Consider the following 24,638-nt stretch of genomic DNA (forward strand, 5'->3'; position numbering starts at 1 on the left):
CCCACAGGGAATCTGTTCCAAGGCTACTTGAAGGTCAACTTCTCTGGCACATCCACATCCCACAACACCCCGGGATCGTCCACGGCTACCTCGACCACCCGGGCCTGCGCAAACAACGCCTTGGCGCCTCGATCACCGGACAACGCCATCAACGCGGCACCAAAGCTGCGCCCAAATCCCACCGGATGCCCATACTCGTCTTGATGCACCGGAACACTGACAGCGTCATCTGCAATCGCCGCCACCACGCGCTCAATACTCGATGGAAGGATGAACGGCATATCCCCCAGCACAATCAGCCAGCCACCGAGCTGCGGACACGCCGCCACCCCGGCCGCGATGCTGTCGCCCATGCCGGTCGATTCGATCAGCACAATCTCGCAACCATAAGCCTTGGCCATGCGGATCACTTGCGGTCGATCCACAGTGGTCACCAGGACGCGCTTCTCAAGAGAAGCCGGCAAATTCACCAGCACTTGCTCGATCATCGAATGCACAGCGCCGTCGCGCCCCGTGCAATCCGCCACCAGCTTGTCCCGCTCGACACCGGCCTCCTGTCGAAACCGACGGCCCTGCCCTGCTGCCAGCACAACGACGCCGATGGGTTCGCTCATACCACCTCCTGCAACAGCTTCTTCTGCTTGAGCTCGACACCGTTCTTGATCGCGACGATTTCGGCCAGCAGCGACAAGGCGATTTCCGCCGGCGTGTGGCTGCCAATGTGCAAACCGATCGGGCCGTGCAACCGAGCGATAGCCTCTTGTGACAAGCCTAGCTGAGCCAGATTGTCCCGGCGCTTCAAGCTGTTGACCCGCGACCCCAGCGCACCGACATAAAACGCCTTGGAGTCCAAAGCAGTGAGCAGCGCCATGTCATCGAGGCGAGGATCGTGGGTCAGCGCGACGATGGCCGTACGCTCGTCAGTCTGGATGCTGAGCACTGCGTCATCGGGCATGCCCGAAACAAAGCGCCCGTGCTGCTCTTCCCAGCCATAAACGAACTCGGTACGCGGATCGCAGATCAGCACTTCGAAATCCAGCAGCCGCGCCATCTCGGCGACATACCGGGACAACTGCCCCGCACCGATCAGCAACAGCCGCCAACGCGGACCGTAAATGGCCCGCAATGTCTTGCCATCGAACGTCAGCACATCCGTCTTGTCAGCCGGTTGCAGCGTGACTTCACCCGTCTCGACACTCAGCGAGCGAGCCACGATTTCATGCGCCTCGCAGCGCGCCAGCAACTCGGCGACCCATGCCGGATCGCCGACCCGTTCCTCGGTCAGGCGCAGGGTGCCGCCGCACGGCAAACCGAAGCGTGCCGCCTCCTCACGGGTGACGCCGTAAGTGATCAACTGCACCGGCGGCCCATCGGCAGGAATACGACCGTCGTGCAGCCGGGCAATCAAATCGTCTTCGACACAACCACCGGACACCGAGCCAATCACCACGCCGTCTTCACGCAAGGCCAGCATGGCGCCAGGAGCCCGAGGCGCGGTGCCCCAGGTCTGGACCACGCTGTACAACACCACCCGCTGACCAGCGCGGCGCCATTCGAGCACGCTGCGCAGGACGTTCAGATCGACGCTGTCCATCAGGCTTGCGCCTTCTGCCAACCTTGCAGCTGATAGCGAACCGGCAGGTTGCGGATGCGCTTGCCGGTGGCGGCAAAGATTGCATTGCACAGCGCCGGCGCAATCGGCGGCACGCCAGGTTCACCGACCCCGCCCAATGGCACATTGCCTGGTGGTGTGACCAGATGCACCGCAACTTCCTTCGGCGCCAGGGACATGCGCGCCACTTCGTACATGTGGAAGTTGTCCTGCTGGACCTTGCCGTCCTTGAAGCTGATTTCCCCCAGCACCGCGTTGCCCAGGCCCATGACACAGGCGCCTTCGAACTGCGAGCGAATCCGCTCGGGGTTGATCTGCGGTCCGCAATCCACCGCGATGTCAGCCTTGTGCACGATCAGCGTGCCGTCGTCTTTGACTTCGACCTCGATCACCGCCGCCACATAAGTCACGAAGCTGTAATGCACCGCCAGGCCCAGGCCTCGGCCCTTGGGCAACTCACGGCCCCAACCGGCGGCTTTGGCTGCGGTTTCCAGTACCGTGCGCATCCGCGCGGTGTCGATCGGATAACGCTCGGGGGATTCGCCGTAGTTCCACTCTTCACTCAAGGTGCGCGGATCAATCTGCCGGTCCGGACCAAGCAATTTGATCTGGTACTTGAGCGGATCCTGGCCGGCCTTGTGCGCCAGCTCATCGACAAAGCTCTGAATCGCAAAACCGTGTGGAATGTTCGACACCGAGCGATACCAGCCGACCCGGGTATGGACCGTCGCTTCGGGGTTTTCCAGGCGCACGTTCGGAATCGCGTAAGCCATGTTGGTGAAACCCATGCCCAGTTCGAAGGCCGCCTCGTGGTTCATGCCCGGCGCGAACAGCGCGGTGATGCTCGGCGCCACGGTGCGGTGCAACCAGCCGGACGGCAGGCCGTCCTTGTTCAGGCTGGCTTTCAGGTACTCGGCGGATACCGTGTGGAAATAGGAGCAGTGGATGTCGTCTTCACGGGTCCATTGCACCCGCACGGCCTTGCCGGGGAACTCCTTGGCGAGGATGGCTGCTTCGATGATGAAGTCCGGTTTGGATTTACGCCCGAAACCGCCGCCCAGCAAGGTGACGTTGAAGGTGACGTTATCGAACGGAATGCCGAGGCGCTCGCCAATACGTTCGCGAGTGACTTGGGGGGCCTGGCTTGGGGCCCAGGCTTCGCACACACCGTCCTTGAAGCGGGCGATGGCGACCATCGGCTCCATGGGTGCTTGCGTGAGATGCGGCAGGTAATAGGAGGCCTCGACGGTGTTGTCGGCACTGCTCATGGCTTCGTCGATATTGCCGGTATTGCGCACCACTTTGCCGGGTTTGAGGGAGGCTGCCTCAATTTCCTTGCGGTAGGCGATCGAGTCGTAACTGGCGTTGGGGCCATCGTCCCACTCGATTTTCAGCGCTTCGCGGCCCTTGATCGCCGCCCAGGTATTACTGGCGACCACGGCCACGCCGCCCAGCGGTTGAAACTCCAGCGGCAGTGGCCGATTTTCGATCTGAATGACCTTGATCACGCCCGGGACTTTCATCGCGGCGCTGGAGTCGACGGACTTGACCTTGCCGCCGTACACCGCAGGACGCGCAATAGTGGCGTAGAGCATGCCGTCGAAATGCACGTCTGCACCGTAAATGGCGCGACCGTTGACGATGTCGACACCGTCGATGGCCTTGGCGCCTTCCTTGCCGATGTAGCGGAATTCCGACGGTTGCTTGAGTCGCAGGCTGTCACGCGCCGGCACTGCCAACGCACCGGCTGCGGCGGCCAAGGCGCCGTAACCCAATTCACGGCCGGTCGGCTTATGGATGACTTTATGCAGTTGCGCATGGCATTCGCCGACCGGCACTTTCCACTGTTCGGCAGCGGCTTGTTCAAGCATGGTCCGCGCGGCAGCACCGCAGCGACGCATCGGCTCGTACCAGTGGCGCATGCTGCGCGAGCCATCGGTGTCCTGGTTGCCGAAGCGCACTTCGTCGCCCGGCGCCTGTTGCACCTTCATCATCGCCCAGTCGGCTTCCAGTTCATCGGCCACCACCATCGTCAGGCTGGTGCGCACACCCTGGCCCATTTCCGAGCGGTTGCAGACCACGGTCACCCTGCCGTCAGCGGCGATGCTGACGTACACCTTGGGATCATCGATCCAGCCGTTGGGCATGCCATCGGCGCCGAATTTCTTCTCTTTCTCGGCGGCGAAAGCGTCTTGCCAGCCCCAGCTCGCCGCTAAAACCAATGCACTGGTGGCGCCAACGCCTTTGAGGAAACCGCGGCGACTGAAGTTGCTCAGCGCGAAATCATTCGGTAACTGACTCATGCCTTGGCCTCCTTCAGGTGAGTGGATGCCTGGCGGATGGCGGTCTTGATGCGGTTGTACGTGCCGCAGCGGCAAATATTGCCGACCATTGCCTCTTCGATCTGTTCGTCGCTGGGGTTCGGGTGGGTCTTGAGCAGCGCCGTGGCGGACATGATCTGCCCGCCCTGACAGAAACCGCACTGGGCGACGGCGGTGTCGAGCCAGGCTTGCTGGACGACTTGCCCGACCGGATCGGCGTGCAGGTTTTCGATTGTAGTGACGTTCTGCCCGACCACCGAACCGATCGGCGTGATGCAACTGCGCGCCGGGGCGCCGTCGATATGAATGGTGCACGCGCCGCACAGGCCCATGCCGCAGCCGAATTTGGTGCCGTTGTAACCGGCCACGTCGCGGATTGCCCAGAGCAGCGGCATGTCCTCGGTGACGTCGAGTTGATGGTCTTGACCATTGAGCTTCAGGGTAATCATGGGCACGCCCGCATAGTTATCGGTTATGGGGTCGAGCAATCTGCCGCCAAAGGTTGGCGGTTGGCATCACGCAGATCGGCTCAGGCTAAATGGGCTCTCTTATGCGGACGGTAGCGTCTGCATCGGGCCTTTGGTGGAGCAAACGTTTGCATCGTTAGGTGGCTAAGTTAACCCAGCATTAACAAAAAAGCCCTGCACCGTTAAACGTGTGCAGGGCTTTGAGATCAGTCTTGAAAGCGTAGCCTCAATACCGATTGGGCTCCATTTCCAGATCGACATGAAAACGTTCTGAAATGTCTTTCTGAATGCGTTGCGCCAGGTTCAGCAATTGCAGGCCCGTCGCGTTGCCGTAGTTGACCAGCACCAATGCCTGCAATTTATGCACGCCGGCATCGGCTTCACGGAAACCTTTCCAGCCGGCCCGCTCGATCAGCCACCCCGCCGCCAGTTTCATCTGCCCGTCGGGTTGCGCGTAGGCCACCAGATCCGGGTATTCACCTTTGAGTTGCGCGACGAGCGCCGCTGGCACCAACGGATTCTTGAAGAAGCTGCCGGCATTGCCGAGCACTGCCGGGTCCGGGAGCTTTTCGTTGCGGATACTGCAAATCGCCTGGCTGACATCGGTGGCGGTCGGGTGATCGATACCTTGCTCGGTCAGGCGCTGACGCACCGGGCCGTACTCCAGATGCAGGTGCGCGGCGCGGTCCAGGATGAAACGAACCCGCAGGATCAACCAACGCCCCGGTTCCTGTTTGAACAGGCTGTCGCGGTAGGCGAAGTTACATTCTTCCAGAGTGAAATCCCGCAAGTCGCCGGTCTGGCGATCCAGCGCGGTCAGGCCGGCGAATACGTCCTTGATCTCCACGCCGTAGGCGCCGATGTTCTGCATCGGTGCCGCACCGACAGTGCCGGGGATCAGGCTGAGGTTCTCCAGCCCCGACAACCCCAGCGCCAGGGTGTGTTGCACGAACGGATGCCAAGGCTCGCCGGCCTCGGCTTCGATCACGACTTTGCTGCCGTCATCGCTCAGGATGCGAATCCCGCGGGTGGCCATGCGCAGCACCAGCGACTGGATATCGGCCGTTAGCAGCAGGTTGCTGCCACCACCAATCACCAGCAACGGCACGTCATGCTCCACCGCATAAGCCAGGGCTTCACGCACGTCGGCATCGTTATGAGCCTCGGCAAACAGCCGGGCCTGAACATCGACGCCAAAGGTGTTGAACGGCTTGAGCGAAACCCGGGGTTGGACCAGCAAACTCATAGCCGTCCCTTCAATTCGATCACCAGCAAATCACTGGCGCGCTCGATCAGGTCCAGCACCTGTTCAAAACCTTGGTCACCGTCGTAGTACGGATCCGGCACTTCATCGATTTCCGACTGGTACCGCCGCAAAAACAGGTCCAGCTCGGCTTTGCCCTTGGCCGGTTGCATGGCCTCGAGGTTGCGCAGGTTGCTGTGGTCCATCGCCAGAATCAGGTCGTAGGTGGCGAAATCGGCGCGGGACACTTGCTGTGCGCGCTGGGCGGACAGGTCATAACCGCGCAGCCTGGCTGCCGCCTGGCTGCGCTTGTCCGGCGCCTTGCCGACGTGCCAGTCACCGGTACCCGCGGAGGCGACTTCGATTTGATCGGCCAGCCCCGCCTCGCGCAGTTTGTGTCGCAACACGCCTTCGGCCGTGGGTGAACGGCAGATGTTGCCCAGGCAGACAAACAAAACCCGCATCAGGCCTCCAGCAGGCGACGAACGCGCTCAAGGTCTTCGATGGTATCGACGCCGGTCGGCGGTGCGATCAGCGCGTCGGCGACGTGAATCCGCACGCCATGCCACAGGGCACGCAGCTGTTCCAGGGATTCAGTATTTTCCAGCCAGCAAGGTCCCCAGCTGACAAAGTCATGCAGGAAACCGGCGCGGTAGGCATAGATGCCGATGTGGCGACGATAGGGCACGCCTTCCGGCAATTGCTCGCGGCTTTTGGCGAACGCGTCCCGGGCCCACGGCAACGTGGCACGACTGAAGGTCAGCGCCAGGCCATTAAGGTCGCTGACAACCTTGACCACATTGGGATTGAACAGGGTTTCCACATCTTCGATCGGCTCGGCCAGCGTGGCCATGCGCGCTTCGGTGTGGGCGGCCAGGTTGGCAGCCACCTGGTCGATCACGCTCGGCGGGATCAGCGGTTCGTCACCCTGGACGTTGACCACAATGGCGTCGGGCGCCAGGCCCAGTTTCGCGGCGACTTCGGCCAAACGGTCGGTGCCGGAATTGTGATCTTCGCGGGTCAGCACCACTTCAGCGCCAAACCCTTTGCAGGCCTCGACGATGCGCGCATCGTCAGTGGCCACCACCACGCGTTGCGCACTGCTTTTGCTCGCCTGTTCCCAGACGTGCTGGATCATCGGCTTGCCGGCGATCAGCAACAGCGGCTTGCCCGGCAAGCGAGTGGAGGCGTAGCGCGATGGAATGACAACGGTAAAGGCTGTGGTCATTTATCCAGACGCTCGTCGGTGGTCAGGGTGCGGGCTTCGGTTTCGAGCATCACCGGGATGCCGTCGCGAATCGGGTAAGCCAGGCCTGCGCCCTTGCTGATCAGCTCGGTTTTGTCGGCACTGAGCTTGAGCGGGCCTTTGCAGACCGGGCAAGCGAGGATATCGAGCAATTTGGTGTCCATGAGCATTCCCTGGATAAAAACGGATTTAAGGCAAAAGACGAGCCGGCAACAGGCGCATCAGCTGCGTATCGAACCAGGCCACGAAGGCCGGCGATGGCGCAGCATCGACCGCCAGGTACCACCAATCGGCGGCGGCGAAGGCACGGCACTTCACCGCGTCCTTTTCGGTCATCACCAACGGCAATGACGGTGTGAAATTCAAGGCTTGCACGCTGTATTCGGCGTGGTCGGCAAACGCATGCGGCACCGGTTGCCAGTGTAGCGTTTCGAGGGTTGTGAAGAAACGCTGCGGATTGCCGATCCCGGCCACGGCGTGCAGCGCCTGGCCCGCGGGGAAGTGGTCGAGGGGACGCCGCTCGCCGCTGCGCAGATTGATCAATTCGGTGGGTTGAAGCTGGAAGGCGAAACCGCCGTCGCGATCGGCAGCGGCACCGTTGTAGAGTACCGCGTCGACACTTTGCAGACGCTCGGCCGGCTCACGCAACGGCCCGGCGGGCAGGCAACGCTGGTTGCCCAGGCCGCGGGCGGCGTCGATCAACACCAGTTCAAGGTCGCGGGCCAGACGGTAATGCTGCATGCCGTCGTCGGACAGGATCAGGTCCAATGGCTCATTCGCCAGCAGCGCTTTGACGGCACTGCTGCGGTCCGGGTCGATCATCAACGGGACGCCGGTGCGCTGGACGATCAACAGCGGTTCGTCACCAGCGATATCGGCGCTTTGATCGGCATCGACTCGCCACGGCAAGTGCGGTGGCTTGGCGCCATAACCTCGACTGACCACGCCGACCCGCAAACCGCTGCGCTGGCAGTGCTGGATCATCCACAGAATCAGCGGCGTCTTGCCGGTGCCACCGACGGTAATGTTACCCACGACGATCAGCGGCACGGGCGGTTGATAGATATCGCCCTCTCCCGCCAGAAAACGCTTGCGCTTGTTCATGACCACGCGCCGATACAGCCACTCCAGCGGCTGCAACAGCTTCAGGGCCGGATGACCCTGGTACCACGCGGCGAGCAAGCGATCGGACATGGCCATCAGGGCGCGGGCGGCGCCGCCTCGACTGTGGTCATGCGCAGGTGGCTGAAACCGAGTTTACCGGCGGCGTCCATAGCTGTGATGACGGACTGATGCTGGGCCTTGCCGTCGGCGCTGATGGACAGCGGCAAGTTGGTGTCGCCACTGGATTCTTTTTGCAGTGCGTCCATCAGGGTCGCCAGGTCGTTCTTGGGCAAGACCTGATTATTCACCGAGATGGCGCCTTCGGCACTGATGGCAACGTCCAGGTGTTTGACCTGCTGGTCTTCGGCCGGCGAACCGCTGACTGCTTCCGGCAGATCCACACGCAATTGGGTTTCTCGGGTAAAGGTGGTGGTCACGACGAAAAACAGCAGCAGGATAAACACCACGTCGATCAGCGACGCGAGGTTGATGTCTACCGTTTCCCGCGGTTTGCGGCGGAATTTCACGCTTTGCCCCCATTCAGGTCAACATCACGGTCACCCTGCACTACCTCGACCAGTTTGATCGCTTCCTGCTCCATGCCCACCACCAACTCATCGATCCGGCGTTGCAGGAATCGGTGGAAGAATACAGCCGGGATACCAACCATCAGGCCCGCAGCCGTGGTGATCAGCGCTTTGGAAATACCGCCAGCCAGCACCGCAGCATTGGTACCCATGCCTGTGCCCATGAACGCGCTGAAAATGTCGATCATGCCCAGCACCGTCCCCAACAGACCCAGCAACGGAGCCATGGCAGCGATGGTGCCCAACGCATTGATGTAGCGTTCAAGCTCGTGGATGACCCGTGCGGCAGCCTCTTCGATGCACTCTTTCATGATCTCGCGACCATGCTTGGAGTTCGCCAGGCCAGCGGCGAGGATTTCGCCCAACGGCGAGTTGGCGCGCAATTCCTTGAGTTTTTCTTTATTGAGTTGCTTGTCCTTGATCCACACCCAGACTTGCCCGAGCAAATGCTCCGGGGTCACACGGCTGGCTCGCAGGGTCCAGAGACGCTCGGCGACGATTGCCATGGCCGCGATGGAACTCAAAATGATCGGCAGCATCATCCAGCCGCCGGATTTGACTAATTCCCACACAGTGACAGCCCCCTCGAAAAAGTGCGCCACTCTAACATAGGGGGTGAGCGCACCGAAGACCGTGATGTCGCATCCGCTCGGGGTTTAACAACCCCGGTTCAGTGCGCAGAGCGCCAGAAGCGCCGTTCTTGACGCATCGTCCACGGCGGTTTGAAACGTCCCAGTTGCAGACGGATGGCGCCCTGCTCGGCGCTGTCATAAACCGACAGGCCGCGTTTTTGATAGCGCGCGACGACCGTAGGATGGGGATGACCGAATGAATTGCCGTGACCGCGGGAGATCAGCACTGCTTTGGGTTGCAGCGCGGTAAGCAGCGCCATTGAAGACGAACTGCGACTGCCGTGGTGCGGCGCCTGCAACCAGTCAGTGGTGACGGCCAGTGGACTGTCGAGCAGTGCCCGCTCGGCGGCGGCGTCTATATCACCGGTCAATAACAGACGCTCACCATTGGCTTCAATTTGAAGGACACAGGATTTTTGATTGCTCTCGCTGGCCGAAGGCCATTGCCAGAGCTGGAACCTGACATCATCCCAGACCCATTGCTTGCCGCTCTCGCAGCCCTGCGCCTGTAACTCCGTCGGCAGCGCCTGGGGATCGCCACTGACCACCCGTTTTACCGGCAGACCATCGGCCACGGCCCGGGCGCCGCCTGCATGATCGGCGTCGGCATGGCTGATCAACATCAAATCGAGCCCCTCCACGCCCAGCTTGCGTAATGCCGGCAGCACCACCCGCTCGCCCAGGTCGAAATCGCCGAATCGTGGCCCGGTGTCATACAACAGTGTGTGATGACGGGTGCGCACCAGGATCGCCAAACCCTGGCCGACATCCAGCTGCCAGACTTCGGCAATGCCTTCAGGCAAGACTTGCCGGGGCGGAAAAACCAGCAACAGCAGCATCGGCCAACCCAGCGCGCGAAACGGCACACCCCGAGGCATTAATAGTAGAAACGCACCGAGTGTGCCTACTGCCCAAATCCACAACGGGATGGCCATCGGCACCCACGCGGGCAAGTACCCGGCCATCAGCGTCAGGCCCTTGAACAAGAGGTCGATCAGACCTCCTGCCAGCCACAGCAACCCTTCGCCCACATAAGGAAGGGGTAAAAACAATGTGCCCAGCAATGCCACGGGCAGCACGACCAGGCTGATCCACGGCACCGCGAGCAAATTGGCCACCGGCCCGCTGAGACTGATCGGCAACCCGAGCACCAGCAGCAACGGGCACAGGCCAATCGCGATCAGCCATTGGGCGCGGGTCCAGGTTTGCCACCAACGCCATGGGCCCAGACGCCCCCCGAAGGTGAAGATCAACACCGCCACTGCCGCGAACGATAGCCAGAAACCCGGTTGCAGACTCGCCAGCGGATCCAGCAGCAAAACACCGTCGAGCGCCAGCAACAACGGCCACCAGGCGCCGAGATGACGAAATCGCAGGCGCCACAACAGCACCAGGCCGATCATCACGCAGGCCCGCCGCACCGGCACCTCGAAACCGGCCAGCAGCCCGTAACCGAGAGCGGCCGCGAATGCGAGCCCACAGGCCCACGGCAGCCAAGGCAAGCGTTTCGGCCATAGGCCATAGCGGGCCAGCGCGGCGATCAACAGGTACACCAGCCCTGCCAACAACCCGATGTGTTGGCCGGAAATCACCAACAGATGGACGGTGCCGGTGTCTTGCAGCACCTGCCAGTCTTCGCGACTCAGCCCGGCGCCATCCCCCAGCACCAACGCCGTCAGCGCTGCCGTTCGCCCCTGGGCATCCACGGACTGCAAGCGCTGACGGACGCCGTCGCGCCAGGCCCATCGGGTTTCCTTGAGCCGTTCGCCAGCCTTGACCGTCCCGGTCGCACCGATGCGTTGCGCCAACAGCCAGGCGTCGTAGTCGAAGGCATGGGGGTTGAGCAGCCCCGCAGGACGCTTCAACTTGACCGCCAGTCGCCAATGCTCGCCGCTGTTGACCGGCGACCCGTCATACCAGGCCAGGCGCATCAGTTGCGGCACCTTGCCGTGTCGCGACCGGGCGTCCGCCAACTCGAAACGCACGACGGCCTCATTGTTCTGGGGCAATCCCGTCACCCGGCCTTCGACCCAACGGGTTTCGCCATCAAGGCTCATCGGCAGCCGATCATCCAGCGCCCACTGCGCATTCGCGCCCGCCCAGCTGAAGCCGAACAGGAAAAAAGCCAGTGGATAGCTGCGAAACGGCAGCAACATCAAACCGATGACCGGTAGCAACATCAATAACCAGACCGGCGGTAATACCGGTAAAAAACGCAGGATCAACAGACCCAACGCCAGCGCCATCATCCCTGTGCGCATACGCCCGTCCTTGAGAGTCACCTCTTAGGCATAGCCGGCTATCGCACCGCCATCGTTATTAATTGTCACAAAGTCTGAATGGGCAGCTCATAGAATCCAGACATACTTGCCGCCTTAACCGACCGAGAAGCCTTATGCCCCGGCGCTTATTCAAACGTTACATGCCAGACCCGGTCAGCATCAGGGAACACAAGTCCTTACGCTTTCTCGGCACCCTGCTGCATGACCCGAACCTCTGGCACCTCAACCGCCATTCCGTCGCACGGGCCATGGCTGTTGGCCTGTTCGCGGCGTTCCTGCCGATTCCCTTGCAGATGCTGCTCGCCGCCATTCTCGCCATCATGGTGCGCGGCAACATGCCGATTGCGGTGAGCCTGGTCTGGCTGACCAATCCAATCACCATGCCGGCGGTGTTCTTCTGCACTTACCAGACCGGTGCCTGGCTGATGGACGTTCCCACCCGCCATTTGCCGGACGAGCTGACCTGGGAATGGATCAGCGGCGAACTCTCGACGCTTTGGCAGCCGTTCTTGCTCGGCTCGGTGGTGACGGGACTGGTGCTCGGCGCGCTCGCGTATTGCCTGACCATGATGTACTGGCGCTGGTGGGTCGGAAGGCAGTGGCGGCGGCGTCAGAAAAAACGGATGCAGTAAACGCAAAACGGCCTCCACAGTGGGAGGCCGTTTTTTTTTGCGGTGTCGGGGCTTGCTCGCGAAGCAGACGACGCGGTCTCGATCAGGTACGCATCCCGCGACCACTGACCAGCAGCCGTGCGCAACCGATGTACAGCACAACGGTCGCGATCAGCATGAAGGTGATCGCCACGCTGATTCTGATGTCCGAAACGCCAAGAATGCCGTAACGGAAGGCGTTGACCATGTGCAGCACCGGGTTGGCCAGCGACACGGTCTGCCAGAACGGCGGCAGCAAGGAAATTGAGTAGAACACCCCGCCCAGGTAGGTCAGCGGTGTCAGCACAAACGTCGGGATGATCGAGATGTCATCGAAGTTGCGCGCAAACACGGCGTTGATGAAGCCCAGCAGCGAGAAGATCGTCGCCGTCAGCACCACCACCAGAATGGTCACGCCCAGGTGATGCACCTGCAACTCGGTGAAGAACAGCGACAGCAACGTCACGATGAGCCCGACCATCAAGCCGCGCAGCACACCGCCCAGGGTGTAGCCGATCAGAATCGTATGCGGCGACACCGGCGACACCATCAATTCTTCGATGGAACGCTGGAACTTGCTGCCGAAGAAACTCGAGACCACGTTGCCGTAGGAGTTGGTGATCACCGACATCATGATCAGCCCCGGCACGATGTACTCCATGTAGGTGAAACCACCCATGTCACCGATCTGCCGGCCGATCAGATTGCCGAAGATCACGAAGTACAGAACCATGGTGATGGCTGGCGGCAGCAGCGTCTGCGGCCAGATCCGGGTAAAGCGCCTGACCTCTCGGTAAACGATGGTGTTGAGGGCAACGAGGTTGGGTTGCAGCTCGGAACTCATACCGCCACCTTCGACAGATTTTTCTCCACCAGGGACACGAACAACTCCTCGAGGCGATTGGTTTTGTTACGCAGGCTCAACACTTCGATGTTCTGCTGCGCCAATTGGGTGAACAGCGCAGTGATGCCCATGGCCTTGTCGACCTGAACTTCAAGGGTGTGGCTGTCGAGCAGCTTGGTTGGGTAACCGAGCAACTGCGGCGCAGTTTGCAGCGTGTTTTTGAGGTCGAGCAGGAACGTTTCCACATGCAGTTGGCTGAGCAACTGTTTCATGCTGGTGTTCTCGACGATGGTGCCGTGATCGATGATGCCGATGTTGCGGCACAACTGCTCAGCCTCTTCCAGGTAGTGGGTGGTGAGGATGATGGTGATGCCTTTCTTGTTCAGCTCGGTGAGGAACGTCCACATCGAACGACGCAGTTCGATGTCCACACCCGCCGTCGGTTCGTCGAGGATCAACAGGCGCGGTTCGTGAACCAGCGCACGGGCAATCATCAGTCGACGCTTCATGCCGCCGGACAGTGAACGCGACGGCGTATCGCGCTTGTCCCACAGACCCAGTTGGGTCAGGTACTGCTCGGCGCGTTCCTTGGCGATTTTCGGCGGAATGCCGTAATAACCGGCCTGGGTCACCACGATGTCGAAGGTTTTTTCGAACTGGTTGAAGTTGAATTCCTGGGGCACCACGCCGATGCAGCGCTTGAGCTGCGCAGGATTCTTGTCCAGGTCGTGACCGAAAACATTTACCGTCCCGCTGGTCTTGTTCACCAGGGTCGAGAGAATGCCGATGGTCGTGGATTTGCCGGCGCCGTTGGGGCCGAGCAAGGCGAAAAAGTCACCTTCGGCGACGTCCAGATCGATACCACTCAAGGCCTGGAAACCGTTGCCGTAGGTTTTGGTTAGCTGCCGGATGGACAGAGCGGAACTCATATCGGATTTACGCACCAAGAAGGGAAGAAAGGGACAAATAAGGGCGGGCGGCGACTATTACAACCACGGCGCACGAGCGCAATGGTGCTTGTCACCGCCACACAAGTACAGTCAAGCGTGTCGATAGTGAGTATTAAGTCAACGCGGTCATAACCGCTTTCTGATACGCCGGACGCTGTTTCAGGCGTGCATACCAGGCTTGCAGATGAGGCTGCGGTGCGCGCTCGATCGGCATCTCGAACCAGGCATAAATGAAACTGCCCAGAGGAATGTCGCCCATGCCGATCTCATTGCCGGACAGGTACGGTTGGGTTGCCAGCGTCTGGTCGGCCATGGCCAGCAGGCCATCGCACTCCTTGATCGCGGCGTTGATTGCAGGCCAGTCCTGCTGGTCTGCCGGGGTACGCAATACGCCCCAGAACACTGTGCGGAACGGCCCGGCAAAATTTGAAGTGGTCCAGTCCATCCACTTGTCGGCAGAAGCGCGGGCCTGCAGATCCTCTGGATACCAGGCCGTGCCGTTGGCGTGGCGAGCCATCAGGTAACGCACGATGGCGTTGGATTCCCACAGCACGAACCCCTCGTCTTCAATCACCGGCACGCGGCCATTGGGGTTCATCGCGCGGTACTGCGGCGTATCGACGACACCAAAGGCGCCGCCGGCATCGATGGCTTCATAAGCCAGGCCCAGTTCCTCGGCGGCCCACAAAGGTTTCCTGACATTCGACGAGTTTTTCCGACCCCAGATCTTCAGCATGACCGCCTCTTTATGGATGAATGCGCAGGCAGCATACGCCGGATCAGGCGCGACTCAAATCGCCCTGCATGTCACCCAGCAGCACGGGCGATTGGTCGCTGAACAGATGCGGATAGCACTTTTCCAGGTGTTCGAAAAAGAACGCTTCAGGCACGTCGCTGAACTGGCCGTGGTCAATCAGGTATTCCATCAATAGCTCGCCGTCGCGATTGAACGGATGGAAAACGCTGTCGTTGATGCCGTCGAATTCCAGCGGCGCGACATTGAACAATTCACACAAGCCCTGATTGAACGCTGGCGTGGCTTTGACCCAGCGGCCGTTCAGGTGAAGCTCTGTATAACCGTGCATGGCGAACACATCGCTCTTGAGCAACTCGAGCAACCGCGGCGTCGACAAATGATTGCGCACATCCGCCAGGCCGATCCGCGCGGGAATCCCGCAATGCCGGGCGGCACCTGCCAACAGCGTGGCTTTGGGTACGCAATAACTCTCCCCCGCTGCCAGCGCATAACTGCCGCGCAACGTATTCGGGTCGCGACTGAAGGTATAAGGGTTGTAACGCACGGCTTCGCGCACGGCGTAATAGAGATTGATCGCCTGCTCTAGAGGATCGCGACTGTTGCCGCGATGTTTTTCGGCGAACTCCACCACCGACGAGTGGTCACTATCGATGAAGCGGCCGGAACTCAGATACTCGTGCATGAGAACAATCTCCTGGGGAAGCCACGAGTCTAGCGACACGTTCAGCACAGAGATAACGACGTTTCGGCCAAACATGGACGCTTTGCCGCCCGCCCATCGAACGATTTGCGCGTCCTGGTGCCCACCGGGTCCTACAAAACTCATCGAAGGTTTCCCACGATTTCAATCACATCGCTCTGACCACCCTGTTTTACGGATGCCGTCTAAGCTCTGAAGGTTGCTTTTGCCCTGGTTTCACGGAGGATTAAATATGCTGCTGTTGTGGATACTGGTTCTGGTTGTCGGGATTGCGTATTTAGCCCACCGTCGCATCGCCCCGCTGCCCGCCCTGTGCGTCGTTGCCGTTTACGTGGTGGCGATGGGTGCTTTCAGCCGCGCACCTGGCTGGTTACTGCTGGTTCTGTGGATATTGATCGCGGCTGTCGCAGCGCCCTTGTTGTTGCCCGACCTGCGCCGCAAATACTTCAGCGCGCCGATGTTCAGCTGGTTCCAGAAAACCCTGCCACCGATGTCGCAAACCGAACGCGATGCGATCGATGCCGGCACGGTGTGGTGGGATGGCGAACTGTTCAGCGGTCGCCCGGACTGGAACACACTGCTGGCCTATCCAAAAGCGCAGCTGAGCGAAGAGGAACAGGCCTTTATCGACGGCCCGACCGAAGAACTCTGCGCCATGGTCAGCGACTGGCAGATCGGTCAAGACATGGACCTGCCTCCCGAAGCCTGGGCCTACATCAAGGAAAACGGCTTCTTCGCCCTGATCATTCCCAAGGAGTTCGGCGGCAAAGGTTTCTCCGCCTATGCCCACTCCCAGGTGGCGATGAAACTGGCGACCCGCAGCGGCGACCTTGCCTCTACCGTGATGGTCCCCAACTCCCTCGGCCCGGCCGAACTGCTGTTGCATTACGGCACCGACGAGCAACGCAACCACTACCTGCCACGACTGGCTCGCGGCGATGAAATACCGTGCTTCGCACTGACCGGACCACTGGCCGGTTCTGACGCCGGCTCGATGCCCGACACCGGGGTGATCTGCAAAGGCGAATGGGAAGGCAAGGAAACCCTGGGCCTGCGCCTGAACTGGGAAAAGCGTTACATCACACTGGGTCCGGTCGCCACCCTGCTCGGCCTCGCGTTCAAGGCCTACGACCCGGATCACCTATTGGGTGAGGAGGAAGACCTGGGGATCAGCCTGGCGTTGATCCCGACCGATATCGCCGGTGTCGAAATCGGCCGCCGCCACCTGCCGTTGGGCGCGTCATTCATGAACGGCCCGAACTCCGGCAAAGATGTGTTCGTACCGCTGGAGTTCCTCATCGGCGGCCGGGAAATGCTCGGCAAAGGCTGGATGATGCTGATGAACTGCCTGTCGGTCGGGCGTTCGATTTCGTTGCCAGCGGTCGGCACTGGCGCCGCCAAGTTCACCAGCCTGGTGACCGGCCAGTACGCGCAGGTCCGTGAACAATTCAATGTTCCACTGTCGGCCTTCGAAGGTATTCAGGAAGCGATGGCCCGTATCGGCGGCAACGCCTGGATGATGGACGCCGCGCGGATGCTCACCGCCAATGCGGTGGATTTGGGCGAGAAGCCATCGGTGCTGTCGGCGATTCTCAAATATCACCTCACCGAACGCGGCCGCGAGTGCATCAGCCACGCCATGGATGTTCATGGCGGCAAGGCAATCATCATGGGGCCGAACAACTACCTCGGTCGCAGCTGGAACGGCGCGCCGATTTTCATCACGGTGGAAGGCGCGAACATTCTCTCGCGCAACTTGATGATCTTCGGCCAGGGTGCGATTCGCTGCCATCCCTTCGTACTTAAGGAAATGGCTCTCGCCAGTCGTGAAGACAAAGACCAGGCCCTCACCGAATTTGATGGCCTGCTGCTCAAACACATCGGTTTCGCCGTGAGCAACGCCGCCAGCACGCTGGTGCTGAACCTTGGTTTCGGTCACTTTGAACACGCGCCAGGCGACAAGCTCAGCCAGGGTTACTTCCGCGCCCTCAATCGCCAGGCTGCTGCGTTCGCCCTGCTCGCCGACCTGAGCATGATGCTGCTGGGCGGCGAATTGAAACGACGCGAACGTCTGTCGGCACGTCTGGGGGATGTGCTCAGCAACATGTACCTCGCCTCCGCCGCACTCAAGCGTTACCACGACCTCGATTCACCGCAGCACATGGCTCCTCTGTTTACCTGGGCCATGGAAGAAAGCCTGGGGCAGTCGGAACGAGCGCTGGATGAACTGCTGAGCAACTTCCCGAACAAGGTGTTGGGTTGCCTGTTGCGGGTGATCGTGTTTCCGTTCGGTCGTCGTCACAAAGGGCCATCGGACAAACTCGGCGCCGAAGTGGCGGCGGTGATCGGCCGCGCCAAGGGTGATCCGACCCTGGAAGAGTTACTCGGTGGTTGCTACCGGCCGCAATCCACTGATGACCCGGTCGGCGCCCTGCAACAGGCGTGCAACCTGCTGAATGCCGCGCAACCGCTGCGCAAAAAGCTGCATGTCGCGCTCAAAAGCGGCCAGGTCAAACCGGTCGCCGGGGAACACGTCATCGATGCAGCGCTTGAAGCTGGCGTGTTGCAACCCAGGGAAGCGCAGACCCTGCGTGACGCCGAAGCTGCCCGGCGCAAGGTGATTGATGTCGATGATTTCGACAAAGTTGAACTGACACTGGGTGAAGGAAAGGTCCGCTGATTCCGCTGACCCTGTGCCTTCTACCTGTAAAAATGGACGCGGGCGCTTTATACTCCCGCGCCCGTTTTGCTCTTGAGGACTTATCTCGTGTCCAATGTCGTTGCCGATCATCTTGTCTTGCTCGACCACCTGCGCAGCATCCTGGTCGCCGTAGGTGAGGCCGAACAGGTTCCCGAAGAAAGCCATGCCTTGTTCCTGGAGCGCTTCGACGAACTGCGTGCGTTGCTGCCGGTCGACCCGATCGAAAGCCAATACCTGGGCCAGGACATTCTGTGCCAGGTGATCACCCGCTACCCGCAAATCGCCCACCTGGTCCCGCGCGACCTGTTGTGGTACTTCGCCGGTGACTGCCTGCATTACATGCCCGACGATGAAATCGACTTGTATCAGGCGCTGGAAGAACGTCGTTTCGAAGCTGAACAAAACGACGAACCTTTCGACTGGAACCAGGAAAAACAGCTGCTGGCGATGTCGAAAGACGACAGCAAGCACTGATCCTCGCTCAGAAATGCAAAAGGCCCGCATGGTGATTCATGCGGGCCTTTTTTGTGCCTTGCTTCGAGTGATGCAGTGGCTGATCGGGCCCCTTCGACTTGCCCGCGAAGGCGTCTGTCAAAGCAACCCATCACTCTCGGGCAACTCATACTCTGCCGCGCCCTTGCCCAATGCATTTGGCTTACCCGGCTTGCCCAGGGTCGGCTCCTTCTCCAGGCATTCCACCAGATAGTCGATCAGCACCCGTAATTTCGGTGGCAGATAACGAGTCGGCGAATGCAACAACCAGGCACCGCCGTGGTATGACGCCAGAAAGGTCCAGTCCGGCAGCACCTGCACGATCAGCCCCTGCTCCAGCGCATAACGCGCGGTGAAGTACGGCAGGCTGCCAATCCCGATGTGCTGCAACACCGCGCCCAAGCGCACGCCGGTGTGATTGGCCGCATACCGTCCGCGCACGCCAACGGTGACAGCCTTGGTGCCTTTCTTGAATTTCCAACGTGCATCGCTCGGGGTTTCGCCCAGGTAGATGCAGCTGTGGTTGAGCAAGTCGTGGGGATGGGTCGGTGTGCCGTGTTCGGCCAGGTATTGCGGCGTCGCACAGAGCAAATGATCGATGGTGAGCAATTGCCGCCCGACCAGTCCGGCAGGTGGCCGATCTGTAATACGAATCGCCAGATCAACGTTGTCGTCGATCAAATCCACCTGGCGGTCCTCAAGCAACAGCTCCACATCCACTTTGGGATAGCGACGCAAAAATTCCGGCATATGCGGATGAATCACGAAACGCCCCACCGCCTTCGGCACACTGACGCGCACCAGTCCTTCCGCTTCATGGGTGAACTGGCCGCTGATTTCCATCACCGATTTGGCGGCGCTGACCATTTCCTGGCAACGCTTGAACACCTCTTCGCCACCGTCGCTCAAACGCAGCTTGCGCGTGGTTCGCTGCAGCAAACGAGTGGCGAGCGCCTTTTCCAGACGCGAAATGCTGCGGCTGACCGCCGAAGGTGAAGAACCCAACTGGCGAGCAGCCTCAGAGAAGCTGCCGGTCTCGACAACCTTGACGAAAATCGCCATTTCACCGAGCAGCGGTAGTGGAAGATTTATGCTCACAGCGCAACAGTCCTTTGATGTTTGAACGGATTATCACGCAATTCCACGCTTCATATAATAAAAAATAGAATTGTTAATAAGGGCATGGAATATGACGCTTCGCCTCTTTTTCCATAGTGATGACCTCAAGGCCAATGTGGAAGTCCTGGATTGCACGCCCCACGAGAACGAATTTGCCGTGGTGCTGCGCGCCACGTTGTTTCACCCCCAGGGCGGTGGACAGCCCTTTGACACCGGCTGGATTGGCGAAAGCCGGGTCCTGCGGGTTGTTCAGGATCCGGACCGGATCATTCATTTCGTCGACCATCCGGTAAAACCAGGCATGACTCAGATTCGGGTCGACGAACAACGCCGTCAGTTCAATTCACGTATGCATTCCGCCGGTCATCTGATCGGCCACTTCGTCCAGGCCATGGGCTGGATGCCGATCAAGGCTCATCACTGGCCGGGCGAAGGACGCGTGCAATTCAAACCGGCAGAGTCGGCAAAAGAGGTTGATGCCGAGATGATTCAGCACGGCATCGAGCAGTGGATCGCCAATGATCTGCCGCGCCTGACATCGATGCGTGAAGGCGCCCGGGAAATCGGTTTCGGTGATCTGCCCGCCTATGGCTGCGGCGGCACCCATGTACGCAGCCTGAAGGATTTGGGCACAGTCACGATCGCTTCCCTTTCACTGAAGAAGGGAACGCTGTCTGTCCACTACAGCGTGGATTGAGCATGTGGGCGATGCCGTTCCTGTCATCGCCTGACGCCGGAGGAACCTGCGGTCGCGGGTTCTGTTGACTATTTGATAGATGGACCTAAGACATGATGCTTGACGTCGAGCGTCTCGATGAGACGTGCATAAAAAAACTGGCCAATGAAGAGATCCTCGCCATCCGCGTCAAAGGTTTGTTGCCCAAGCCGCTGGCGATTCAGATCGGCGACAAGATCCTCGCCCCGGGCTTCGAAGGCTATATCAATGCGCCGAGCATCGGTCGCATCGGCATGGCGTTTTATGAAGCGGAAAACCAGCCGCTGCTGATCGAAGATTATTTTGAACGCGCCACCCGCAACATTGCGGAATTACGCAACCGCTGCGCGCCCTATTCGTCCCCCGTCGACACCCTGCGCTGCATGCTCGATGAGTCCTGGCCGGCGGGTGCGCATCTGGAAAATCTCTACGGTCGCAAGATGTATGTGGGGCTGTCCCGGGTGGTGAAACCCGGGATCTGCTTTCTGGCCCACCACGACATTTTCGCCAAGGACGCCCCGGACAGCTATCAGGCCAAAAGCCTGGAAGCGCAGTTCGCCTGCAATGTTTACCTGAACATGCCCCTCGAGGGCGGTGCCCTGCAGATGTGGGACCACGACATCTCCCCGGACCAGTTCGACGAAATGCGTGGCGACAGTTATGGCATCGATCCGGCTCTGCTCGGGACGCCGACCCTGGAGATTCTTCCCGAGCCGGGTGATTTCATCATGTTCAACTCGCGCTGCATGCATTCGGTGACTCCGGGTGTGGCTGATCCGCGCTTGAGCCTTTCGTTCTTTGTCGGCTATCGCGGCAATGCTTCACCCCTTACTTTTTGGAGTTGAGATGCTTTCGAATTACCTGGGCGAGTTTCTGGCGCTGGCGACTATTCACTTTCTGGCCGTGGTTGCACCCGGACCGGACTTCGCAGTGACTATCCGGCAAAGCGTGCGTTTCGGCCGACTGGTCGGGATTTGCACGGCACTGGGCATCGGCGCGGGCATTTCCGTGCACGTGCTTTACACCTTGTTCGGGGTCGGCGCGCTGATGCACACGACACCCTGGCTGCTGACGGCGGCCAAGGTTGTGGGTGGCGCTTACATTTTGTACCTCGGTGTCAGCCTGTTGCGCAGCAAGCCCAAGACCGTACTGGAAGGCGATAAGCCTGATGAACCGGTTGTAGAACAAACGTTGTGGAAGGCATTTACCACCGGCTTCCTGACCAACGCGACCAACCCGAAAGCCACTCTGTTTTTCCTGGCAATCTTCACCACTATCATCAGCGCCACAACGCCGATGAAGATCCAGGCGCTTTACGGAATGTGGATGTGTTTTGTGAATGCGCTGTGGTTTGTGATCGTCGCGCTGTTCTTTTCAAGCAGCAGAGTGCGATTGCTGTTCTTGCGCTTGGGGCACTGGTTCGAGCGGAGCATGGGGGTGATCCTGATCCTGTTTGCTGGTCGGTTGATTTTGTCGATGTAAATACACGTGAATCGAGCAGGAGGCGGCTTCACAGCCGCCCTCTCACACCGCCGTACGCAAGATTCTGCATCACAACGTTCCGTGCCTTACCCCGCTGACTAGACATTCAGCATCCCCGTCAATATCAGGCAATCGCACTGCGCTACGCCCCTGCCCGCACCACTCGCCCGCCCGCCTTTCTCCAGTCTTTGCCCCCATGGTTTTTTCTAAAATCATGGCACTTTGGTTTGATTGAACTAACGTCAAGCAATAAGAAGTCATAACGGCTCGAGTTTTCACGTTAGCTTCAGTGATCAGATGGTGAATTGGCAAAAGGAGTTACCTTTCTATGATCCTGTCAGGCGCTTTGCGGCTTTGTACCTACATTGCCGATTACTTTCCGGGGGAGCCAGGTCGGCGGACAGTCTCGTCCATAGCCGCAAAGTTCACTCTGGCGGGCAGTCCAGAGAACCGGATCACTAAAAACCGTTTCAGCAAAGGTCGCTCGCTGTCCAGGCAGATCAGCGAATTGCACCCGCTCGTCTGTAGCACGTAAGGAAACACCAAGGCCATGGACAGGTGGCCTGACGCATTGGGGGGGATAGTCCGGTCCCCGTGAAGTGATCCGGACAACTCAGTCAGCCTAAAGATGGCCTATCCAGTGAGGATGTATTAAATGAGCCTTCGTCCCGTGCCCGCTTTCAAGCGAATTTTCCATGGCCTGTTCTGGATGGGCCTCAGCGTGAATGCGGCTCAAGCCGCACCGAACAATTGTTCGCAACTGGACAATTGGCCGACAACGTATGAGGTCGGCCAGGGGCTGCAAAGTGAACTGCGCAGCCCCGTTCCGGTAACACAACTGGCGGTGGGTGACCCGAAAATTGCCGACGTGCAATCCAGTGCCAACAGTGGCGACAACGCGTTCATACTCACGGGCGTTGCACCGGGGACCACCAGTCTGATGGTCTGGACCGCCTGTTCGAAAACGCCGCGCCAAAGCATGGTGTTCGTCAAGGGTAAGGCCACCGCGGCGCTGACCAGCGTCTCGACCATACCTTCCGAAGACCCGCTATTACCGATCCAGGTGCAAACCGACATCCGCTTCGTTGAAGTCAGCCGGACCAAACTCAAGGAAGCCAATGCCTCGATTTTTGGTCGCCAGGGCAACTTCCTGTTCGGCTCGCCGAGAACCTTGCCCACCATCGACGGCATTGTCAGGCCGTCGTTGCCGGTGAACAACGACATGTTCAACCTCTCCTTTTTGTCCAGCGATACGCTAGTGTCGATCAACGCGCTGGAAGGCAGCGGTTTCGCCTACACCCTGGCACGACCAAGCCTGGTAGCGCTCAGTGGGCAGAGTGCGAGCTTCCTGGCGGGTGGTGAAGTGCCGATTCCGGTGCCCAGTTCAGGCAGCGATAACGTGTCCATCGAGTACAAGGAATTCGGGATCCGCCTGACCCTGACACCGACCATCATCGGGAAAAACCGCATCGCGCTGAAAGTGGCACCGGAAGTCAGTGAACTGGACTTCACCAACGCTGTAAGCATCGCCGGCACCATCGTTCCGGCGCTGACCATACGCCGTACCGACACCAGCATCTCCCTGGCCGATGGCGAAAGCTTCGTCATCAGCGGCCTGATCAGCACCCGCAACAGTTCTCAGATAAACAAGTTTCCGGGGTTGGGTGATATCCCGATTCTGGGGGCGTTCTTTCGCGACAACTCCATCAACCGTGAAGAGCGTGAACTGTTGATGATCGTCACCCCTCACCTGGTCCAGCCACTGGCTGTCAACGCAAAACTGCCGTCGTTGCCAGGAGAGCAACTGCGTAATTACGACCCGAACTTCTACCGCATGTTCTTCCTCGAACGTGGCGACTTCGACAGTATGAGCGGGCTCTCGCAATGAGCCATGACCTGAACAAGACGTGTCTCGCCCTCACTCGTAACGGTGACCTTGAACGCTTGCCGGGCCAGCCTTATTGCCAATGGCCAAGGGTTCAACGTGTTGTAGCCAGAGGACATTCGATGAAAGCAGTCATTGCAATTACAGCGACATTGATGCTCGCGGGCTGTGCGTCCAACGGCGTGACTTCGCGGCCACCTGAATGTGCCAAGCCCGCTTCGGAGCAAGAGCTGGCCCTGAGCCTGGCCGACAACATGGCCAACGAAGGTCGTTTGTATGCCAGCCTGGCGAATCTGGAAGGATTGCCTGACAGTCTGGTCCAGGTTCGCCTGCGCAAGGCCCGGGTGTTGCGCTTGATGGGGCGTAGCGAGGCGGCTCCGTTGTACGAAAGCTTGCTTCGCACCTGCCTGGCGGCTGATGGGGAACATGGTCTGGGCCAGTTGGCCGCAGCCAGAAATGATAACGCCGCCGCGACCCTTCACCTTGAGCGTGCGGTGAAGATGGCCCCCACCGACGACAAGATGCGCAATGACCTGGGGGTCGTCTACCTCAATCAGCGACGGATCCCGGAAGCGCGTTTTGAGTTCATGACCGCCATGGAACTCAAGCAGGCAAACACACTGGCGGCACTCAATATGGTGACGTTGCTGATCTACCAGGACAACTGGAAGGCGGCTTCCGAACTCGTGACCCGCGCCGACTTGAGCCCCAAGCAATTTGCCGAGGCTCAGGCCCGCGCGGAAAAACTCAAGGCCTCCGCCAACAAAGTGGTGGCTTCCGAGAGGAATCGCCGGACCGAGGTAGCCGATGCCTCTTCCAGTGCGATCAAGTAGAACGTACGAGGAGTCG

Annotated in this window: 25 protein-coding genes; 8 read left to right on the top strand and 17 right to left on the bottom strand. The window is 59.9% G+C overall.

Going from position 1 to position 24,638, the window contains the following annotated elements; genetic code table 11:
- Positions 1 to 23: 23 nt before the first annotated feature.
- From BLW70_RS26335 to BLW70_RS26390, 12 genes are all read right to left on the bottom strand, one after another.
- Positions 24 to 614, bottom strand: a complete 591-nt coding sequence (locus BLW70_RS26335) for a nucleotidyltransferase family protein (protein ID WP_074878997.1) — start codon at positions 612 to 614, stop codon at positions 24 to 26.
- Positions 611 to 1,594 carry an XdhC family protein gene (locus tag BLW70_RS26340; RefSeq protein ID WP_074878999.1) on the bottom strand — a complete coding sequence of 328 codons (984 nt, stop codon included), beginning with the start codon at positions 1,592 to 1,594 and terminating at the stop codon, positions 611 to 613. Before BLW70_RS26340 ends, BLW70_RS26335 begins: the two co-directional genes overlap by 4 nt.
- Positions 1,594 to 3,915, bottom strand: a complete 2,322-nt coding sequence (locus BLW70_RS26345) for a xanthine dehydrogenase family protein molybdopterin-binding subunit (RefSeq protein WP_074879001.1) — start codon at positions 3,913 to 3,915, stop codon at positions 1,594 to 1,596. Before BLW70_RS26345 ends, BLW70_RS26340 begins: the two co-directional genes overlap by 1 nt.
- Positions 3,912 to 4,382, bottom strand: a complete 471-nt coding sequence (locus tag BLW70_RS26350) for a (2Fe-2S)-binding protein (protein ID WP_074879003.1) — start codon at positions 4,380 to 4,382, stop codon at positions 3,912 to 3,914. The genes BLW70_RS26345 and BLW70_RS26350 overlap by 4 nt, the downstream gene beginning before the upstream one ends.
- A 244-nt stretch (positions 4,383 to 4,626) precedes the next feature.
- On the bottom strand, positions 4,627 to 5,646 hold the full coding sequence (gene murB / locus BLW70_RS26355) for a UDP-N-acetylmuramate dehydrogenase (RefSeq protein ID WP_074879005.1): 1,020 nt from the start codon (positions 5,644 to 5,646) through the stop codon (positions 4,627 to 4,629).
- Positions 5,643 to 6,107, bottom strand: a complete 465-nt coding sequence (locus BLW70_RS26360) for a low molecular weight protein-tyrosine-phosphatase (RefSeq protein ID WP_074879007.1) — start codon at positions 6,105 to 6,107, stop codon at positions 5,643 to 5,645. Before BLW70_RS26360 ends, murB begins: the two co-directional genes overlap by 4 nt.
- On the bottom strand, positions 6,107 to 6,871 hold the full coding sequence (gene kdsB, locus BLW70_RS26365) for a 3-deoxy-manno-octulosonate cytidylyltransferase (protein ID WP_074879009.1): 765 nt from the start codon (positions 6,869 to 6,871) through the stop codon (positions 6,107 to 6,109). The genes BLW70_RS26360 and kdsB overlap by 1 nt, the downstream gene beginning before the upstream one ends.
- Positions 6,868 to 7,053 carry a Trm112 family protein gene (locus BLW70_RS26370; protein WP_007945752.1) on the bottom strand — a complete coding sequence of 62 codons (186 nt, stop codon included), beginning with the start codon at positions 7,051 to 7,053 and terminating at the stop codon, positions 6,868 to 6,870. Before BLW70_RS26370 ends, kdsB begins: the two co-directional genes overlap by 4 nt.
- Before the next feature lie 25 nt (positions 7,054 to 7,078).
- Positions 7,079 to 8,089 carry a tetraacyldisaccharide 4'-kinase gene (gene lpxK / locus BLW70_RS26375; protein WP_074879011.1) on the bottom strand — a complete coding sequence of 337 codons (1,011 nt, stop codon included), beginning with the start codon at positions 8,087 to 8,089 and terminating at the stop codon, positions 7,079 to 7,081.
- Positions 8,089 to 8,520, bottom strand: a complete 432-nt coding sequence (locus BLW70_RS26380) for an ExbD/TolR family protein (protein WP_074879013.1) — start codon at positions 8,518 to 8,520, stop codon at positions 8,089 to 8,091. The genes lpxK and BLW70_RS26380 overlap by 1 nt, the downstream gene beginning before the upstream one ends.
- A complete protein-coding gene (locus BLW70_RS26385; protein WP_046054381.1) occupies positions 8,517 to 9,152 on the bottom strand; it encodes a MotA/TolQ/ExbB proton channel family protein in 636 nt (211 codons plus the stop codon). Before BLW70_RS26385 ends, BLW70_RS26380 begins: the two co-directional genes overlap by 4 nt.
- Before the next feature lie 98 nt (positions 9,153 to 9,250).
- Complete coding sequence (locus BLW70_RS26390; RefSeq protein WP_074879017.1) at positions 9,251 to 11,473, bottom strand: DNA internalization-related competence protein ComEC/Rec2; 2,223 nt, start codon at positions 11,471 to 11,473, stop codon at positions 9,251 to 9,253.
- A gap of 134 nt (positions 11,474 to 11,607) precedes the next feature.
- Here BLW70_RS26390 and BLW70_RS26395 point away from each other — a divergent pair, with 134 nt between their 5' ends.
- Positions 11,608 to 12,126 carry a DUF2062 domain-containing protein gene (locus BLW70_RS26395; RefSeq protein ID WP_074879019.1) on the top strand — a complete coding sequence of 173 codons (519 nt, stop codon included), beginning with the start codon at positions 11,608 to 11,610 and terminating at the stop codon, positions 12,124 to 12,126.
- 82 nt (positions 12,127 to 12,208) lie between these two features.
- Here BLW70_RS26395 and BLW70_RS26400 read toward each other — a convergent pair whose 3' ends face one another.
- The 4 genes from BLW70_RS26400 to BLW70_RS26415 all read right to left on the bottom strand — a co-directional run bounded on the left by BLW70_RS26400 (position 12,209) and on the right by BLW70_RS26415 (position 15,377).
- The gene (locus BLW70_RS26400; protein WP_074879022.1) at positions 12,209 to 12,988 is read right to left on the bottom strand and encodes an ABC transporter permease; all 780 of its coding nucleotides are present in this window, start codon (positions 12,986 to 12,988) and stop codon (positions 12,209 to 12,211) included.
- Positions 12,985 to 13,917 (bottom strand): ABC transporter ATP-binding protein, encoded by a 933-nt coding sequence (locus tag BLW70_RS26405; protein WP_074879024.1) that lies wholly within the window; start codon positions 13,915 to 13,917, stop codon positions 12,985 to 12,987. The genes BLW70_RS26400 and BLW70_RS26405 overlap by 4 nt, the downstream gene beginning before the upstream one ends.
- 133 nt (positions 13,918 to 14,050) lie before the next feature.
- A complete protein-coding gene (locus BLW70_RS26410) occupies positions 14,051 to 14,674 on the bottom strand; it encodes a glutathione S-transferase family protein (RefSeq protein WP_074879026.1) in 624 nt (207 codons plus the stop codon).
- A 43-nt stretch (positions 14,675 to 14,717) separates the two neighbouring features.
- Positions 14,718 to 15,377: a transglutaminase-like domain-containing protein gene (locus tag BLW70_RS26415; RefSeq protein ID WP_074879028.1), complete on the bottom strand. Its 660-nt coding sequence runs from the start codon at positions 15,375 to 15,377 to the stop codon at positions 14,718 to 14,720.
- A 250-nt stretch (positions 15,378 to 15,627) separates the two neighbouring features.
- On the opposite strand from BLW70_RS26415, the gene BLW70_RS26420 reads away from it, so the two are divergent.
- Positions 15,628 to 18,075, top strand: coding sequence for an acyl-CoA dehydrogenase (locus BLW70_RS26420; RefSeq protein ID WP_074879030.1), 2,448 nt, complete (start codon positions 15,628 to 15,630; stop codon positions 18,073 to 18,075).
- Between the two features lie 87 nt (positions 18,076 to 18,162).
- Positions 18,163 to 18,570: a PA2817 family protein gene (locus tag BLW70_RS26425; RefSeq protein ID WP_008152400.1), complete on the top strand. Its 408-nt coding sequence runs from the start codon at positions 18,163 to 18,165 to the stop codon at positions 18,568 to 18,570.
- A gap of 117 nt (positions 18,571 to 18,687) precedes the next feature.
- On the opposite strand, the gene BLW70_RS26430 is transcribed toward BLW70_RS26425, so the two are convergent.
- Entirely contained in the window at positions 18,688 to 19,686 is a 999-nt protein-coding gene (locus BLW70_RS26430) for a LysR family transcriptional regulator (protein ID WP_074879032.1), read from the bottom strand.
- A 91-nt stretch (positions 19,687 to 19,777) separates the two neighbouring features.
- On the opposite strand from BLW70_RS26430, the gene BLW70_RS26435 reads away from it, so the two are divergent.
- The 5 genes from BLW70_RS26435 to BLW70_RS26460 all read left to right on the top strand — a co-directional run bounded on the left by BLW70_RS26435 (position 19,778) and on the right by BLW70_RS26460 (position 24,622).
- On the top strand, positions 19,778 to 20,404 hold the full coding sequence (locus tag BLW70_RS26435; RefSeq protein ID WP_074879034.1) for an alanyl-tRNA editing protein: 627 nt from the start codon (positions 19,778 to 19,780) through the stop codon (positions 20,402 to 20,404).
- A gap of 92 nt (positions 20,405 to 20,496) precedes the next feature.
- Positions 20,497 to 21,267: a 2OG-Fe(II) oxygenase gene (locus BLW70_RS26440; protein WP_074879036.1), complete on the top strand. Its 771-nt coding sequence runs from the start codon at positions 20,497 to 20,499 to the stop codon at positions 21,265 to 21,267.
- Position 21,268: 1 nt separating this feature from the next.
- Positions 21,269 to 21,904 carry a LysE family translocator gene (locus BLW70_RS26445; protein WP_074879039.1) on the top strand — a complete coding sequence of 212 codons (636 nt, stop codon included), beginning with the start codon at positions 21,269 to 21,271 and terminating at the stop codon, positions 21,902 to 21,904.
- 655 nt (positions 21,905 to 22,559) lie between these two features.
- Positions 22,560 to 23,792 (top strand): type II and III secretion system protein family protein, encoded by a 1,233-nt coding sequence (locus tag BLW70_RS26455; RefSeq protein WP_074879044.1) that lies wholly within the window; start codon positions 22,560 to 22,562, stop codon positions 23,790 to 23,792.
- A 119-nt stretch (positions 23,793 to 23,911) separates the two neighbouring features.
- The gene (locus tag BLW70_RS26460) at positions 23,912 to 24,622 is read left to right on the top strand and encodes a tetratricopeptide repeat protein (RefSeq protein ID WP_074879046.1); all 711 of its coding nucleotides are present in this window, start codon (positions 23,912 to 23,914) and stop codon (positions 24,620 to 24,622) included.
- Positions 24,623 to 24,638 lie beyond the last annotated feature (16 nt).

It is taken from the genome of Pseudomonas frederiksbergensis, assembly GCF_900105495.1.
In the GTDB taxonomy this organism is placed as follows: domain Bacteria; phylum Pseudomonadota; class Gammaproteobacteria; order Pseudomonadales; family Pseudomonadaceae; genus Aquipseudomonas; species Aquipseudomonas frederiksbergensis.

What these genes read in the sequence shown, in the direction of transcription:
- BLW70_RS26335 (WP_074878997.1), bottom strand. Translation starts at nt 614, where the DNA reads ATGAGCGAACCCATCGGCGTCGTTGTGCTGGCAGCAGGGCAGGGCCGT.
- BLW70_RS26340 (WP_074878999.1), bottom strand. Translation starts at nt 1,594, where the DNA reads ATGGACAGCGTCGATCTGAACGTCCTGCGCAGCGTGCTCGAATGGCGC.
- BLW70_RS26345 (WP_074879001.1), bottom strand. Translation starts at nt 3,915, where the DNA reads ATGAGTCAGTTACCGAATGATTTCGCGCTGAGCAACTTCAGTCGCCGC.
- BLW70_RS26350 (WP_074879003.1), bottom strand. Translation starts at nt 4,382, where the DNA reads ATGATTACCCTGAAGCTCAATGGTCAAGACCATCAACTCGACGTCACC.
- murB (WP_074879005.1), bottom strand. Translation starts at nt 5,646, where the DNA reads ATGAGTTTGCTGGTCCAACCCCGGGTTTCGCTCAAGCCGTTCAACACC.
- BLW70_RS26360 (WP_074879007.1), bottom strand. Translation starts at nt 6,107, where the DNA reads ATGCGGGTTTTGTTTGTCTGCCTGGGCAACATCTGCCGTTCACCCACG.
- kdsB (WP_074879009.1), bottom strand. Translation starts at nt 6,871, where the DNA reads ATGACCACAGCCTTTACCGTTGTCATTCCATCGCGCTACGCCTCCACT.
- BLW70_RS26370 (WP_007945752.1), bottom strand. Translation starts at nt 7,053, where the DNA reads ATGGACACCAAATTGCTCGATATCCTCGCTTGCCCGGTCTGCAAAGGC.
- lpxK (WP_074879011.1), bottom strand. Translation starts at nt 8,089, where the DNA reads ATGGCCATGTCCGATCGCTTGCTCGCCGCGTGGTACCAGGGTCATCCG.
- BLW70_RS26390 (WP_074879017.1), bottom strand. Translation starts at nt 11,473, where the DNA reads ATGCGCACAGGGATGATGGCGCTGGCGTTGGGTCTGTTGATCCTGCGT.
- BLW70_RS26395 (WP_074879019.1), top strand. Translation starts at nt 11,608, where the DNA reads ATGCCCCGGCGCTTATTCAAACGTTACATGCCAGACCCGGTCAGCATC.
- BLW70_RS26400 (WP_074879022.1), bottom strand. Translation starts at nt 12,988, where the DNA reads ATGAGTTCCGAGCTGCAACCCAACCTCGTTGCCCTCAACACCATCGTT.
- BLW70_RS26405 (WP_074879024.1), bottom strand. Translation starts at nt 13,917, where the DNA reads ATGAGTTCCGCTCTGTCCATCCGGCAGCTAACCAAAACCTACGGCAAC.
- BLW70_RS26410 (WP_074879026.1), bottom strand. Translation starts at nt 14,674, where the DNA reads ATGCTGAAGATCTGGGGTCGGAAAAACTCGTCGAATGTCAGGAAACCT.
- BLW70_RS26415 (WP_074879028.1), bottom strand. Translation starts at nt 15,377, where the DNA reads ATGCACGAGTATCTGAGTTCCGGCCGCTTCATCGATAGTGACCACTCG.
- BLW70_RS26420 (WP_074879030.1), top strand. Translation starts at nt 15,628, where the DNA reads ATGCTGCTGTTGTGGATACTGGTTCTGGTTGTCGGGATTGCGTATTTA.
- BLW70_RS26435 (WP_074879034.1), top strand. Translation starts at nt 19,778, where the DNA reads ATGACGCTTCGCCTCTTTTTCCATAGTGATGACCTCAAGGCCAATGTG.
- BLW70_RS26440 (WP_074879036.1), top strand. Translation starts at nt 20,497, where the DNA reads ATGATGCTTGACGTCGAGCGTCTCGATGAGACGTGCATAAAAAAACTG.
- BLW70_RS26445 (WP_074879039.1), top strand. Translation starts at nt 21,269, where the DNA reads ATGCTTTCGAATTACCTGGGCGAGTTTCTGGCGCTGGCGACTATTCAC.
- BLW70_RS26455 (WP_074879044.1), top strand. Translation starts at nt 22,560, where the DNA reads ATGAGCCTTCGTCCCGTGCCCGCTTTCAAGCGAATTTTCCATGGCCTG.
- BLW70_RS26460 (WP_074879046.1), top strand. Translation starts at nt 23,912, where the DNA reads ATGAAAGCAGTCATTGCAATTACAGCGACATTGATGCTCGCGGGCTGT.